The 13,598-nt window shown below is 44.6% G+C and carries 16 protein-coding genes and 1 pseudogene; 9 read left to right on the top strand and 8 right to left on the bottom strand.

The window, feature by feature from the left end; genetic code table 11:
* Positions 1-6: 6 nt before the first annotated feature.
* A complete protein-coding gene (gene hxlA / locus NST47_RS33420) occupies positions 7-639 on the bottom strand; it encodes a 3-hexulose-6-phosphate synthase (RefSeq protein ID WP_341158974.1) in 633 nt (210 codons plus the stop codon).
* 156 nt (positions 640-795) lie between these two features.
* On the opposite strand from hxlA, the gene NST47_RS33415 reads away from it, so the two are divergent.
* Complete coding sequence (locus NST47_RS33415; RefSeq protein ID WP_076229918.1) at positions 796-1,170, top strand: winged helix-turn-helix transcriptional regulator; 375 nt, start codon at positions 796-798, stop codon at positions 1,168-1,170.
* Between the two features lie 116 nt (positions 1,171-1,286).
* Here the strand turns inward: NST47_RS33415 and NST47_RS33410 are convergent, their stop codons facing one another.
* The 3 genes from NST47_RS33410 to NST47_RS33400 are packed head-to-tail and all read right to left on the bottom strand — an operon-like array spanning position 1,287 to position 2,933.
* Positions 1,287-1,817 carry a chromate transporter gene (locus NST47_RS33410; protein WP_341158973.1) on the bottom strand — a complete coding sequence of 177 codons (531 nt, stop codon included), beginning with the start codon at positions 1,815-1,817 and terminating at the stop codon, positions 1,287-1,289.
* A 17-nt stretch (positions 1,818-1,834) separates the two neighbouring features.
* The gene (locus tag NST47_RS33405; protein WP_341158972.1) at positions 1,835-2,404 is read right to left on the bottom strand and encodes a chromate transporter; all 570 of its coding nucleotides are present in this window, start codon (positions 2,402-2,404) and stop codon (positions 1,835-1,837) included.
* Positions 2,405-2,453: 49 nt separating this feature from the next.
* Complete coding sequence (locus tag NST47_RS33400) at positions 2,454-2,933, bottom strand: Lrp/AsnC family transcriptional regulator (RefSeq protein WP_341158971.1); 480 nt, start codon at positions 2,931-2,933, stop codon at positions 2,454-2,456.
* Between the two features lie 298 nt (positions 2,934-3,231).
* Here NST47_RS33400 and NST47_RS33395 point away from each other — a divergent pair, with 298 nt between their 5' ends.
* Positions 3,232-3,684 carry a GNAT family N-acetyltransferase gene (locus tag NST47_RS33395; protein WP_341158970.1) on the top strand — a complete coding sequence of 151 codons (453 nt, stop codon included), beginning with the start codon at positions 3,232-3,234 and terminating at the stop codon, positions 3,682-3,684.
* Here NST47_RS33395 and NST47_RS33390 read toward each other — a convergent pair.
* From NST47_RS33390 to NST47_RS37245, 3 genes and pseudogenes are all read right to left on the bottom strand, one after another.
* Positions 3,681-5,396 (bottom strand): hypothetical protein, encoded by a 1,716-nt coding sequence (locus tag NST47_RS33390; protein WP_341158969.1) that lies wholly within the window; start codon positions 5,394-5,396, stop codon positions 3,681-3,683. The genes NST47_RS33395 and NST47_RS33390 overlap by 4 nt on opposite strands.
* Positions 5,397-5,820: 424 nt before the next feature.
* Positions 5,821-6,051 (bottom strand): hypothetical protein, encoded by a 231-nt coding sequence (locus NST47_RS33385; RefSeq protein ID WP_341159806.1) that lies wholly within the window; start codon positions 6,049-6,051, stop codon positions 5,821-5,823.
* Positions 6,052-6,110: 59 nt separating this feature from the next.
* Positions 6,111-6,281: pseudogene (locus tag NST47_RS37245) on the bottom strand (ornithine carbamoyltransferase); the annotation flags it as partial.
* Positions 6,282-6,622: 341 nt separating this feature from the next.
* On the opposite strand from NST47_RS37245, the gene NST47_RS33380 reads away from it, so the two are divergent.
* The 6 genes from NST47_RS33380 to NST47_RS33355 all read left to right on the top strand — a co-directional run bounded on the left by NST47_RS33380 (position 6,623) and on the right by NST47_RS33355 (position 12,133).
* Positions 6,623-7,225, top strand: coding sequence for an RNA polymerase sigma factor (locus NST47_RS33380; protein WP_341158968.1), 603 nt, complete (start codon positions 6,623-6,625; stop codon positions 7,223-7,225).
* The gene (locus NST47_RS33375) at positions 7,176-7,658 is read left to right on the top strand and encodes a zf-HC2 domain-containing protein (protein ID WP_341158967.1); all 483 of its coding nucleotides are present in this window, start codon (positions 7,176-7,178) and stop codon (positions 7,656-7,658) included. Before NST47_RS33380 ends, NST47_RS33375 begins: the two co-directional genes overlap by 50 nt.
* 34 nt (positions 7,659-7,692) lie before the next feature.
* Positions 7,693-8,319 (top strand): hypothetical protein, encoded by a 627-nt coding sequence (locus NST47_RS33370; protein ID WP_341158966.1) that lies wholly within the window; start codon positions 7,693-7,695, stop codon positions 8,317-8,319.
* A 132-nt stretch (positions 8,320-8,451) separates the two neighbouring features.
* Positions 8,452-9,708, top strand: coding sequence for a DUF4097 family beta strand repeat-containing protein (locus tag NST47_RS33365; RefSeq protein WP_341158965.1), 1,257 nt, complete (start codon positions 8,452-8,454; stop codon positions 9,706-9,708).
* A gap of 124 nt (positions 9,709-9,832) precedes the next feature.
* Positions 9,833-10,267 (top strand): Fur family transcriptional regulator, encoded by a 435-nt coding sequence (locus NST47_RS33360; protein WP_341158964.1) that lies wholly within the window; start codon positions 9,833-9,835, stop codon positions 10,265-10,267.
* A 123-nt stretch (positions 10,268-10,390) separates the two neighbouring features.
* On the top strand, positions 10,391-12,133 hold the full coding sequence (locus NST47_RS33355) for a glycosyl hydrolase family 18 protein (protein ID WP_341158963.1): 1,743 nt from the start codon (positions 10,391-10,393) through the stop codon (positions 12,131-12,133).
* 113 nt (positions 12,134-12,246) lie between these two features.
* Here NST47_RS33355 and NST47_RS33350 read toward each other — a convergent pair whose 3' ends face one another.
* Complete coding sequence (locus NST47_RS33350) at positions 12,247-12,588, bottom strand: DUF2614 family zinc ribbon-containing protein (RefSeq protein WP_076229930.1); 342 nt, start codon at positions 12,586-12,588, stop codon at positions 12,247-12,249.
* Between the two features lie 114 nt (positions 12,589-12,702).
* On the opposite strand from NST47_RS33350, the gene NST47_RS33345 reads away from it, so the two are divergent.
* Positions 12,703-13,572, top strand: coding sequence for a nucleotidyltransferase-like protein (locus tag NST47_RS33345; protein ID WP_341158962.1), 870 nt, complete (start codon positions 12,703-12,705; stop codon positions 13,570-13,572).
* Positions 13,573-13,598 lie beyond the last annotated feature (26 nt).

Below are 13,598 nucleotides of genomic sequence, written 5' to 3'. Positions count from 1 at the left end.
GATCGATTACCCTTGGTTAATTAGCTGTCTGATTTCTGCCGCTGTGCCTGCTTTGTCTTCCTGTCCGGTAATGCCGCCGCCGACAATAACCAAATCTGGCTGAGCTGCAATGACCTCTGGCAAAGTGTCAAGCTTGATTCCGCCAGCAACAGCAGTTTTGGCATTTTTCACAACACGTTTGACCGTACGAAGCTCTTCAAAAGGACTTTGCCCCGCTGCTTGAAGATCATAGCCTGTGTGTACGCAGATGTAATCGACCCCCAAGGCATCAATCTCTACAGCACGTTTCTCCAGATCGGTCACATTGATCATATCAACGAGAATGCTCTTTCCATGCTTACGTGCTTCTTCTACAGCTCCTTTGATCGTGGCATCATTGCTGGCTCCAAGCACCGTTATAATATCAGCACCAGCCTCGGATGCTTTCATAACCTCATAACCGCCAGCATCCATTATTTTTAAATCAGCCAAAACCTGTAAGTTCGGATAAGCATCCTTGATTGCTTTTACCGCGTGCAGCCCTTCATTAATAACGATGGGTGTTCCTATTTCAACGATATCAATATACGCTTCAACTTCTTTAACCAATTGGATGGCATCGGGAATGTTAACAAGATCTAACGCTAATTGCAATTTCATAAATGATTCACTCCTATTATAGTTGATTGGGTTAATCTCCTTTGTACAGGGATTAGTATATCTGTAATATATATTTTTTGTAAGTACGCACTTTAATCTTATATAGTGCCTAAAAGTATACTGTACGCTATAATAGGAAATACGAGGAGGGATTCGATGGGACACCTATATGAAAAGACCTTTAATTGCGAAAAAGAGCTAACGCTCAGTGTTATTGGCGGTAAGTGGAAAATGCTGATTTTGTGGTATTTGGGCAAAGAGGGGACCAAACGATTTGGTGAATTGAAGTCGTTAATACCTGACATTACCCAGCGCATGCTGGTTAGTCAGCTGCGAGAGCTGGAAGAGGACCTGATCGTGCATCGAGAGGTTTATCCCGTTGTACCACCCAAAGTGGAATATTCGCTCACCGAGCTTGGCCAAAGCCTGATGCCGATTTTGGTTTCGATGTATGATTGGGGCAAAAATTACATGGAACTGGTCGCCAAAGAAAAGGTTGAAATCAAGGATTTAACTTTGCAAAATAAATAATAATGATGTGTCTGAGCAAATTGTATGATGAATGTTGGAACCGCGTAATCATTTTCCGAAAAATAATAGGCCAGCAAGGTGCTTATCAATAAGCCCTTACTGACCTTTATTTATCTTTAACTTAGAAAAATACCACCATACACAAAAGCACACACAATAACCAAAGCTGGATGAATCTTTTTAATTACCATGGCAAAGTAAGCGACCGCGGCAATCCCAAGCGACTGCCATATTCCAATCGTATGCACAGAGTTTGCACTCAACTGCCACGTCATAACCACCATCATTATCGCGATGACCGGCTGAACCAATAAAGTCATGCCTTTGACAGCATCGGACTTACGATATTTCTGCATCAGATTCAGCAGCCAGATCAAAGCCACAGCAGTAGGTACAACCGTAGCGATAATACTGACGGCAAAGCCGACCCATCCCCCTGCTTCATAACCGACAAAGGCAGCAATTTTCGTTGCGATTGGGCCGGGCAGCATGTTGCCGAGTGCGAGCATGTTGGAGAATTGAATATTATCCAGCCATTGATAATGGTTAACGATTTCTTCATACATAAGCGGGATCGAAGAGGGGCCGCCGCCGTAGCCTAATGCATTAGATATAAAAAAACCAAAAAATAGTTGTATCCAGTCCATAAGAAAACCTTCCTTTTCTAAGCCTTAGCTTTTTGTTTGCGATAACGGGCCAGCACTCGGAAATGAAAAGCTCCATAAGCCAGAAAAACACCAATAACGATAGCCGAATGCAATTCGATCAGCTGCAGCATAACAAAGGACAAGACGAACAGCAGCACGCCCAATACTTTTCCTAACCCTTTAACAGCCTTTTCGCCAAATTCATAAGCCATCATACCAAGCATAACGGCAACGACCGGTGTCACAGCTCCAATCATCCCGGCAATAATCGTGGAGGAGCTGAGTGCAGTAATGATCGATAGTAATGCAACCATGGCTACACAGGTGGGTACAATATGCGCCAACACAGCAATGGAGGCACCGAGTGCACCTTTTTGACGATAGCCCAGATAAGCAGCCAGTTTGGTGGCAATCGGACCGGGAAGCGCATTAGCAATCGCCAGTACCTCACCGAATTCATCATCCTGCATCCATTTATAACGGGTAACCGCTTCATATCGAATCAAAGGCACAGTAGCAGGACCTCCTCCGTAGCCAAGCATACCGGTTCTAAACATAGCAATCATCAAATCCTTATAAATACTCATCTTGTCATCCCTCATTATTAAATAATTTCATCGTTTAGATGTCGTCTCGCTACAGCTTCATTCCCATTCGACTTTTATATCTTTTAATCAAAATCTGGCAATCAACACTCGTAATACCTGGCAGCACATACAATTTTTCCTGCAGGAATAGCTCCATTTCCCGGTTGCTGGCAAATAATCCATGCATATGCAGCTTGCTTGGTCCTGTCATATGATATAAGCTGCTCACCTCAGGCTCATCGGCCAGACTATCCGCGACCTCCATCAAATGCTTGGGCTCAACCTCCACATTAAAAAATGCCGACACCGTGATGCCGATTTTTTCCGGATTAATGACCGCGGTAATTTTCTCGATCGTACCGTTCTCCATCAACGTATTAATTCGGGCCTGCACACCGACTCTTGAAAGCCCCACATCCTTGGCAATATCCGTATAAGAGGCTCTACCATTTTGCTGCAAAATCGCAATGATCTTGCGATCGATCTCATCCATATTTGAAACAACACCATCTGCCATTTTTGTGCTCATAAGTATTGGTTGCTCCTTTATTAATTTCGATTAATATGTATCCAAAAGGTAAGTTTATGATGATAAATACATTCGTTACGTAATAATATACAAATATTATATTCATAATGCAATCATTAAATATAAAATACATTCGTATTGAAACCAATTTTATTTTGATCCCTGAAAAATTTAAAAGCCCTTCACGTCTTGTGAAAGGCTATTTCTATCATTTTTATTTCCAGTTGGTGGAACTCGTTGAGTGGCTGATGTATACTTTGGCTAACCAGCATTCTGCTTTTGCTCAGGAGGTACCCTTATGATTCGTGAAATCGATCTTATTGATAACAAACAAGCCTTGGAACTGCTTATGCTGCAGCAGTTATCCTACCGAATCGAAGCACAATTGATCGGTTTTAAGGAAATACCTCCCTTATGGGATTCGCCACAATCGCTGCAGGAAAGCGGTGAAAGCTTTTTCGGTTATTATGAAGATGAGCGTTTAACCGGAGCCATATCCATGAAGCAAGCTGCCAAGGAATTGGCGATATGTCGAATGATGGTACACCCGCAGCATTTTCGCCGCGGTATTGCCAGCCGCCTGCTGGAATTCGTAGAACAATTTGCGGTTCCGGGATTACCGATTAAAGTTTCGACCGGCACGAATAACAAGCCCGCTTTTTCTTTATATCAGAAGCATGGCTATGAGCCGACACAGGTGCTCGAGGTTTCTCCCGGAATTACTTTAACCGTATTTTATAAACAAACCTAACTGATTCGATAAAGCTCAAGCTGAACGGGCTGTCCGTTAATAGTCCGTTCAAATACGCCCAAACCATCGACAGACATGCTTAACTCATCGTTGCGATGTGTTGTGTATAAAGTATGAATGGCAACACTATCCGGGTCAGCGGATTCGACGGTAGTAAACGGGACCGCTGCTTTCGTCTGCATCGCTGTGGCGAACGCTTCAACATTATTGATGCCGAGCAGGAGTGCTTCCCGATTAGAAATCACCTCAACGAGAACTCCGTTTTTACCCGATTGAAACGGGCTTGCAATCGAAATACGGTCCGGTTTCTCCTCTATAGTAAAAGGATTCATGAGATGAAAGGAAACATATAATCCCTCGAAACGGCCATAACCACTGTTTCCGTCAAATTTCCACTCTCCCTTGGGTAAACAACCGATAACACTTGGATAAGCGTCCAAATCGCTCTCAGGCAGCTTCCATAATTGAATCACAGCATCCTTATGCAGCAGTACCTCACCATACGGGCTGGCATGTCGATCATCACCGGAAGCATATTTGTTCCCTGGGTGAAAGAAAAATAACTGATTGACGCCTTCGGCTGTAGTTGCTTCCGTTAATGGTAGTGTCACGACCCATCGCTGCTGTTCATTATCAAACTCATCACGCCGTTCCCAAATACCGCCGACTGCATATTCAGGTGCGATATACGTATATGTATGTGCCTCTTCCGTAACCTGATTGTTCGCTTCAGCGAATTGAATTTTACGTTGTATTTCAATAGGGGTATCGCGCTTAATCGCTGCTTGTACGAGTTGATCAGCGGTCTGATATGTATACAAAGCCGCGCCTTCGAGACGAGTGATCTCTCTGGGAAGCGGGAAATCACCAAACTGAATGTAGTCCAGCAGCGTATTATTATCCTTGGGTGCATCATGAGGCCATTGACGAGATTGCGCACCCACCCATGTACCCGCCAGATAAACATCGGCACGAAGCCGCCACAAATGATCAAGAAGCAGGCTCATCGTTTCACGAACCGCCGTATCCTCGACCACTTCCCATACACAAACAAATGCCTGAATCCAATGCCAGTGCCAAGGCAGCGCACCATATTCCTTGAATCCGAACTTCTGAATGTGTTGAAGCTGCTGTCTGGCAAACTGCAGGCCCTGATCAGATAATTCGCGATTATCAAATTGATGTCCTAACAGCAGTTTGAGGGCGGTATGCTTGGCTTCGTGATGATTGACCTTATCTAATGGGTGACGATATACATTGCTTTCATACATATGCAGTATGGCAATCATGGCATTGCTTTTCAGCTCAATGGGGATCGTACTCTGGTATTTGTTATAGAAGAAAATCAACAAGCAGCCCATAAGCTCTACTGGCAATGGATGCGGCTTGGCTGCTGCAGGATCACTGCCCAGATTCAGCGGCCAATGTCCGTACATCGGATGCTCTGCGTTCTGCTCCTGAAGGGCCAGCACTTTACCGATCATCTCCACAGCCAGTGCTTGCCCAGCCTCCTGCTGCTCCTTTGACCATGCCTGAGAGGTCGCAGGATCGACAGTGAAGGCATACAAATGGATAGCGTAATAAAAATTATCACGAAGATCGCTATGGAACCAGAAGCCGCTTGGCAGTATGGGAAGCTCCATCGCTTTGTGGGCAGCGAGTTCTAAAATCGCAAGCTTTCGATCTGTTATGGTTTGAATGGGCAGAGTCATAATGAAGGATGTCTCCTGTTCTGTAATTGGTTTGAGAGCGTAGTCAATTCTTATTTAGTCTACCTGTCCGTATGGGGAAGTCAAGAGGGACCCTCCCAAACCCTCCCTATTAGGGAGGGCCCCAAAGGGCGCTGCCCTCTGGACTCCCTTTGTTCGGGTGCGGAAATGTGGTGTTCTCGGGACGCTTTCGTCCCTGACGGGACACGCTTGATGGTAGTGGAATTCAACAGAGTGGAGTGGAGGAGAAAGGGTGGGAGTTTTGTGCTCGCTTTCGTCCTTTCAGGACACGCTTAACTTTGGGTGCATCAATCCCAGAGCAAGAGCAAGTGCAAGAACAAGAACAAGAGCGGTCCTGACATTGCCCCTCAAGGAAGGGGCGCGTCAGGTGGGTTACAACCGCTACAACATCTCAGGCAGTGATTAGTTACTTTTGCAGCAGGTGCAGCATTAAAGCTTTTTGGGCATGCATACGGTTTTCGGCTTGTTGATAAATGACAGATGTGTCCGATTCAATTAAGGCTTCCTCGATTTCGTATCCCGGATGGATGGGCATATCATGCATGATATAGGGTGAGTGACCGGATAAATGGGCTCTGCTGATCTGGAAAGGCAACATCGTTTGGATACGGCGCTGTTTTTCTTCCTGATACTCGATTTCATGACTGGCACATTGGAATACGAGGCGAGCTGAAGCACATCGTCATGATTTTTTAATCGGGCCATGATCAGATAGCAATTTCTCGAAGCATACCTGACTTCATATTGAATAGGTGATAGACTGAAGTTGCTTGACTCCCAATCCATCGGTACACAATAGCCGCCCATTTGGTTCATACCGGATTGGAACGATAAGTTTGTTCTTGTTGACGTTTTTTGGAAAAGCATAAGTAAACCTTTTCTGTAGTAAGCCTCGAAAAAGCATCGGGTTGTTTCTTGAGCTCAATCGCTTTTTGAATAAGGGATAACAACTCGTGTTCGTTCAATTACTTTAAAGTCAATAAATGCTTCATTACAGATCACCTCAAAATGAATAATTATTCATTTGTACGCATACAAATTCATGTTGATTGGATTGTATAAAACTGTCAATGCGTTCCGTCAAAAATTAAACAACAGAGTATGCTATACTTTGATGTCTGTTTTTAAAAGTAATCTTCCCATTTTGAAGGGTTCATGGTTAAGTAGTCGTCTAACAATGTATAACCAAGGTTAAAGGTGGTGAAACGATGGAACAATCGACGGATGAGCAGCTGGTGGACCAGATCCGTCAAGGCGATGAAGAAGCATACCGGTTGCTTATTGAGCGTCATAAAGGATATATCTATACGCTGGTTTATCGTATGGTTGAACATCGCGAAACCGCCGAGGATTTGACACAGGATATTTTTATCAAGCTGTATCGTTCTTTAGCTCATTTTCGGGGGGATGCCAAATTTACAACTTGGTTATATCGATTAACGACCAATTTGGTGACGGATTATCGCAGGGCACAGCGCCGCAGGCCGTATGAAGCCATATTAGACAAAATGAAGGGTTGGCTAATCAACAGGCAGGAAGAACCGGAAGCTATGGCTTTGCAAAAGGAAGAACGACAGATGGTCCAACAATTGCTATCCGAGCTGCCTGACAAATACAGACTGATCCTTTATTTGTATCATTATAAACAGCTGTCCTATCAGGAAATAGCAGAGGCAACCCAGCTTCCGCTCAAAACCATAGAAACCCGTCTTTACCGCGGCAAGTCCTTGCTCAAACAAAAATGGCAGGAGGTACGTAACCTTGAACAGTCAGCATCCGAACGAACGGCAGCTTCAACGATTCCTAAATAGAGCTTGCTCCGAGCTCGAATATAAGCGAATTCAACAGCATATTCATATCTGCTCCGGCTGTCGGTCCCGTCTGCATACGTATCTGAATCTGGAGGAGCTTTTGAACGGAATGGATGTACTGTCCCCTACCCCCGGACTGGAGGACAGGGTTATGCACAAGATTCGTGAACAATCCAAGGAGCATATGGACAATCTTGTACCGACATCCAGCTATCCCCGCAAGGCTGATCCAGCCAGTAGACCAAGACGCCTTTGGCGGCCTGAATTAATTAATGGGCTGATAGCTACTGCAGCAACCTATTTGTTTGTAAGCTCGGGTATTTTGGGTAGAATCATTTCTATTAATGCAGGTCAGTGGGGTGCGGGCATACAAAATACATTTACGGAGATCGGCAATACGGTTCAGCACCTATCGCTGTATCTGACTTCTTAACTCTAATATCTAATGAACGGAGGAATATGCGAATATGGAAGAAAAAAACAATCATTCTGCAGATCTGGACCTGGAAAAGGAAGAAGCCTTTTTAAAAGAACGTATGGAGCGCTGGAATGCAACCAAGCACGAGCCTCCTTTTGACCCATTCCGCAAAGCACCACGTAAAAATAAATTTGTAGCCGGTCTGCTTTCATTTCTGATTCCCGGCACCGGTCTGCTTTATTTGGGACTGATGCAGCGGGGAATGATGATTATGCTGCTGCTGATTATGAATATTTTTGCTATCGTGTTTTTTTCAACAAGCTCAAGCACCAGTATCCCGTTGATTGTGCTGTTCTCGTTATTTGTGCCAGTGATTTATTTTTACAATATTTTTGATGCGCTGCAGCAAACCGATAATGTGAATGGACAATGGAACGGAGTATACTCCGACCCTTTGAATGATGCAGGCGACGAATTCAAACAGCCATTAAAAAGGCTGACTAAAGGCAGCCCGCTTGGTTACGTGCTTGTTATTGGGGGTATTTTCCTATTTCTGATTAGCAGCAAGCCGGCTTGGCTGAATCAAATATTTGACATGCTGGGCTCATCGATCGGCGCTATTTTGTTAATAGTGATTGGTGTCTTTATGTTCTTGAAGGAATCCACCAAAAAATAATAGCATTCAGATCAAATAAGATTGTCCAGGCAAGCTCGATGCTATGCTTACGAAGACAGTTTTGCTCTGCAAAACAAGAGACTATGCTTACGATGCAAGTTTGCTAAAGCAAACTTTTAGGAGGTGTTAACCATGCGCAAAGCAGGACGTTATACAGCAGCGTTATTATTGATTGCAGTTGGCTCTGCTGTGATTATAGATAAGTATGCCGGCTTACACCTGACAGCACTTTTGGTGGAGTGGTGGCCGATACTGTTTATTTCACTTGGTTTGGAGTACATTTTATTGAATATGAGGTATGGGGAAAGCGATAAGCAGCTGCGGCTTGATCTTCGTGGAGTTGTATTTGCAGTGCTGATCTCTGCTGTAGTTATCGGTAGCACGAATACAACTGCTTTGTTCCAAAATTGGACGGGCGCGTTCGACTTTGGGAAATCGTTTGTAACTTCCACGATGGGTGGTGAAGGTCGGAAATTTCCAAAAGAAGCCGAGCTGATCACAATTCCATCAGGCCTTGATCGCATATCTATCCATAATGAGAGCAATGGCAGCATTACAATCCAATCAGGTACTGGCACCCAACTGCAGGTCGAAGCGACCGTTTATGTAGCTTTAGATGATGAGAAGGAAGCTGCTGAAATTGCTAATCAAACACAGGTCAAGCAAAGCTTTAGCGGACATACACTTCAACTGGTTGCTGAGGGTGGGGAGTATGGCGGTGAATTTTGGTCGAGGAAGCGACCTGCAATTGATCTGGTTATAATGCTCCCAGCCCAGCTGCAAGCCAATATGGACGTTGAATTGACCAATGGTCGTCTTAAAGCTGACCAGCTTGCACTCAAAAAGCAGCTCAAAATTCGTACTACCAATGGAGAGATTCAACTGACGGGTATCGAAGCGGATATAGATTTGGAATCGACGAATGCTCAGGTTACAACCAATGCCACCAAGGGTCGTTTGAAGCTGAGTACAACGAATGGATCTATTGAAGCAGGCAATCACGAGGGGAATGCTCAGCTCGAGTCCACCAATGGCGGACTGCGATTAACAGGGGTAACAGGAGATATTAAAGCCTCAACGACGAATGGCAATATTAAAATTGTTGAAGCATTGCGATCTCTAAAGGCAGAAACGACCAATGGCGATCTGGATATATCCAGTCAAAATGTCAACGGGGAATGGGATTTGGAAACGAATCATGGCAAGATGAATCTAGCCCTCCCATCCAATGGCGATTACAGAGTTAAAGGAGAGGCCAATAAAGGCAATATTCATACCGAATTACCTCTGCAAGTTCGCAAGGATAACATAGAAGGCAGTATCGGCAGTGGCAAAAGCCTGATTAAATTGAATACCAAGGGATCGCTAACGATAACTTCGGTTAAATAAAGCAATTCATTCAAAAAAGTAAGAGTTTCCAACAGTTTATATCATTCTGTACATTGACAAACAGCTTAAAACCCGCTTAAAATGAGGCGATAACCTTTTACTGAATGTTAGGCGGTGAGACAGCATGGATTTACGAATGGAGCAAGCGTTAACAAAGCTGAAGGCGACTGGTGTACGCATGACCCCTCAAAGACATGCAATTCTCGCCTATCTGCTGAATACCATGACACATCCGACAGCGGATGAGATTTACAAAGCCCTGGCACCACGTTACCCAAGTATGAGTGTGGCTACGGTCTATAACAATTTAAAAGTGTATATTGAGCTGGGACTTGTAAGGGAAATGACCTACGGTGATCATTCAAGCCGTTTTGATGCGGATATGTCCGACCATTATCATGCGCTGTGTGAAGAATGCGGCAAATTGGTCGATTTTGCTTATAAACCATTGAATGATTTGGAAATAACAGCCGGAGTGGAAACTGGTTTTTTGATCAAAAGCCATCGTGTAGAAGTATATGGATTATGTACCGACTGTGCAGCTGCACGACAGGTATAGGAAGATTACAAGACGACCAGCCGGATTTGCGGTATAATGGACGTGTCCCAAGCGCCTTGCTGGACAAGGGCCTTGGACGCGTTCTTTTTGTGTTGTCCATACCGTCATCATGGGAGTGAAGCGATGGAATCGGATTACTCGAACCACCTGTTGAAGCCAAGGAAATCAAAGAAGTTACGCTTTATTGTATTATCATTACTAATTGTCATTGTATTAGGTGTAGGCTTTGGTTATTATTGGGCCAAATTCGTACCTACCGGCAAGCATGAGAAGCCTACATTTGCGGGATTGGTGAAGCCTGTTTTTTATCAGGGTGAGATGCTGGAGAAGCCTGCCATGGGTAAGGAAGAGAGTCTCAAGCTGCCGTTTGACACGGTGAAGGAACTTATTGATCCAAGTATGATTCATGAATCAGCGAGCGAATCGACGATTATTACGACACAGGACAAAGTCATTCGTTTGAGAACAAGTCAATTAACGGGCATGTTGAATGAAAAACCGTTTACACTGAAGTTTCCATTGGAAAAAGTAGAGGGTACCCTGTATTTGCCGATGGAGCCGATCAAGCAGCTTTACCCTATTGAGCTTCGTGAATCACCCGAGACAGGTGCAGTTATCCTCGTTAAAGAAGGAAATACCCTGGAATGGGGCAAGACGTTAGCTTATCCGGATAAGCCTTCCAAAACCATTCCGATGCGTAAAGAGGCAGCTATTAAATCTCCGATCCTTGTTGATATTAAGCAGGGTGAATCGGTAATGATCTGGTCCGATGATAATCCTGAATGGTACCGTATACAACTTAGCAGCGGCTATATGGGGTATGTTAGAAAGGAGCACCTGACGCCTGACCGGAAGGAAACGCTGCCCAAACAAGTGCCTCCACCAAGCTTTGTCCCTGCCAAACCGATCACTGGCCCCATCAATATGACCTGGGAGCAGGTATTTAACAAAAATCCGGATACGACGAAGTTTACGCCGATGCCTGGACTGGATGTCGTCAGTCCAACCTGGTTCTCACTGGAGGATGGGCAAGGTACGATCAAAAATATCGGGGACCCTGCTTATATCAAATGGGCACACTCTAACAACATTCAGGTTTGGGGGCTGTTCAGCAATGGCTTTGAACCCAAACGCACAACCGAAGCTCTATCTACCTATGACAAAAGAATGAAAATGATCAAGCAGCTGCTCAGCTATGCACAGCTTTATTCGCTTCAGGGGATCAACATTGATTTTGAGAATGTAAATCTGGATGACAAAGATGAACTGGTACAGTTTGTTCGTGAGATGGTTCCGCTCATGCATGAGCAGGGGCTTGTCGTGTCGATGGATGTAACTCCCAAATCAACCAATGAAATGTGGTCCATGTTCTATGATCGCAAAGCACTTATAGAATCACTTGATTATATGATGTTGATGGCTTACGACGAATTTTGGGCAAGCAGCCCGACCTCAGGCTCGGTGGCTTCGTTGCCATGGGTGGAAAAAAGTTTGACCCGAATGATGAGTGAGGATAAAATTCCAGCCTCCAAGCTGATTCTTGGCGTTCCCTTTTACACGCGTATTTGGACCGAGGAGCAGGTTAACGGTAAGACCAAGGTGAGCTCTCGATCCGTTTTTATGGAAGCTCAACAGAGGATTATTAAAGAAAAGAACTTAACCCCCAAATTTCTGCCTGAAGCAGGGCAAAATTACGTGGAATATAAAGAAGACGGCAAGCTGAACCGGATTTGGATGGAGGACGAAGTTTCCATGAAGGCAAGGGTTGATTTGGTGAATAAGTACCAATTGGCCGGAATTGCCTCCTGGCGCAGAGGCTATGAGCTTCCGCCGATCTGGAGTTTGATTAATAATGCTTTACAGTAAGTTCTGATCCAGAGGCACATATATGACAAAAAAACCGACGTTTCAGTGCCCTTGAAGGCATTGAAGGTCGGTTTTTTTACGATTAAATCAGATGCCGCTTTCGGTGAGTTGCCTTAAGCGTTAGCGTTAGGATCATGCTTGGGATCCAGAGAAAGAATCGTTTTACAAAACATGCAGCGATCGGTCTTACCCAGCATTTTGGTGGGCTTGCCGCATTCCGGACATTCGATGACGGTCGTACTGGTAGACATCATGCCCGCCCAAAAATAAACCGCCATACTCGCGAGCATCGCGATGGCACCGATAACCATGAAGATTCCCGCCATAATTTTGCCGGCAGTACCCCAATTGAATACAATCCCGGCCAAGCCGACAATCATGAGCAGCATACCGCCCATCGTCAACAGTAAGCCCCATAATCTGAACTCGTTCACTTTACTTGATTTGAATTTCATGAATTCACATCTACTTTCGAATAAATTGTGAAGATTGTCACTTGGTGCATGCAGGAAACCGCCTACTTTTGTAGAAATATGTTGTATCATGAAATCTATTAGGAGGCTGCAGCGATGAATGCCATTAAGGAACAGCTGGTTGCCAGGCTCCGAGAGAATGAAGCAGTTACCAGTCTGCTGGCCGTAGACAATCCGTCTATTTTTTCAGCGGTAACCGATGGCTTTGATCTCCTGCTGCTTGTCATTTCGAATGAAGTCCAGAAAACCGATCAACAATATCATTATATAAAAGACGACCGCCGTATACAAGAACGTTGGATCAGCCCGTCAACATTAGACTATTTTATATTGCACGGAGAGCATCGCAATCTTATCTTCTGGATCTTAAAAGGAGAGATTCTTCTGGATCATAACCTGTATTTGGAAACCTTACGGCACCGGACGCTGGAATTCCCTATGGAATTGCGGGAGCATAAGCTGTTAATTGAGTTTTCAAAATTTTTAAGGAGATATTTGCAGAGCAAGGAATACATATTGGAGAATCATTCGCTGGATGCCTATAACAACATCCTAGAAGCACTCCACCACTGGGCGAGAATCGTCATTATCGAGGCAGGCATTCATCCTGAGGTAACGGTCTGGCGTCAGATCAAATCGATTAATCCCGGTGTATACAAGCTGTATGAAGAGCTGACCATGAGTAAGGAAACAATCAAGCAAAGGGTTCAACTGGTGCTGCTGGCGTGTGAGTTTTCAGTGATGTCCAAGATGGAGCGCTGCTGTAAAAGAGTTCTCGATCTGCTATCAAGCAGCACAGAGGCATGGAGTCTTCAGGAGCTTCAGCAGTCTGAGGTGCTCTCCGATATCAAGCTGGAGCTGCCTTTGCTGTTGAATAAACTGGTCAAAAAGCAGCTGGCCAAGGAAGTCATCTATGCGATGGACGAGGATGTTACATTATTGGAAATCCGTTACACGCATATTTAAACCACATATTATGTATGGAGATTCAA

The organism is Paenibacillus sp. FSL H8-0034 (genome assembly GCF_038000305.1).
In the GTDB taxonomy this organism is placed as follows: domain Bacteria; phylum Bacillota; class Bacilli; order Paenibacillales; family NBRC-103111; genus Paenibacillus_S.
This window is presented reverse-complemented; position numbering and strand designations above follow the sequence as displayed.

What these genes read in the sequence shown, in the direction of transcription:
- NST47_RS33400 (WP_341158971.1), bottom strand. Translation starts at nt 2,933, where the DNA reads ATGAGCACAAAAATGGCAGATGGTGTTGTTTCAAATATGGATGAGATC.
- NST47_RS33395 (WP_341158970.1), top strand. Translation starts at nt 3,232, where the DNA reads ATGATTCGTGAAATCGATCTTATTGATAACAAACAAGCCTTGGAACTG.
- NST47_RS33360 (WP_341158964.1), top strand. Translation starts at nt 9,833, where the DNA reads ATGGATTTACGAATGGAGCAAGCGTTAACAAAGCTGAAGGCGACTGGT.
- hxlA (WP_341158974.1), bottom strand. Translation starts at nt 639, where the DNA reads ATGAAATTGCAATTAGCGTTAGATCTTGTTAACATTCCCGATGCCATC.
- NST47_RS33350 (WP_076229930.1), bottom strand. Translation starts at nt 12,588, where the DNA reads ATGAAATTCAAATCAAGTAAAGTGAACGAGTTCAGATTATGGGGCTTA.
- NST47_RS33355 (WP_341158963.1), top strand. Translation starts at nt 10,391, where the DNA reads ATGGAATCGGATTACTCGAACCACCTGTTGAAGCCAAGGAAATCAAAG.
- NST47_RS33405 (WP_341158972.1), bottom strand. Translation starts at nt 2,404, where the DNA reads ATGAGTATTTATAAGGATTTGATGATTGCTATGTTTAGAACCGGTATG.
- NST47_RS33410 (WP_341158973.1), bottom strand. Translation starts at nt 1,817, where the DNA reads ATGGACTGGATACAACTATTTTTTGGTTTTTTTATATCTAATGCATTA.
- NST47_RS33370 (WP_341158966.1), top strand. Translation starts at nt 7,693, where the DNA reads ATGGAAGAAAAAAACAATCATTCTGCAGATCTGGACCTGGAAAAGGAA.
- NST47_RS33415 (WP_076229918.1), top strand. Translation starts at nt 796, where the DNA reads ATGGGACACCTATATGAAAAGACCTTTAATTGCGAAAAAGAGCTAACG.
- NST47_RS33365 (WP_341158965.1), top strand. Translation starts at nt 8,452, where the DNA reads ATGCGCAAAGCAGGACGTTATACAGCAGCGTTATTATTGATTGCAGTT.
- NST47_RS33380 (WP_341158968.1), top strand. Translation starts at nt 6,623, where the DNA reads ATGGAACAATCGACGGATGAGCAGCTGGTGGACCAGATCCGTCAAGGC.
- NST47_RS33390 (WP_341158969.1), bottom strand. Translation starts at nt 5,396, where the DNA reads ATGACTCTGCCCATTCAAACCATAACAGATCGAAAGCTTGCGATTTTA.
- NST47_RS33345 (WP_341158962.1), top strand. Translation starts at nt 12,703, where the DNA reads ATGAATGCCATTAAGGAACAGCTGGTTGCCAGGCTCCGAGAGAATGAA.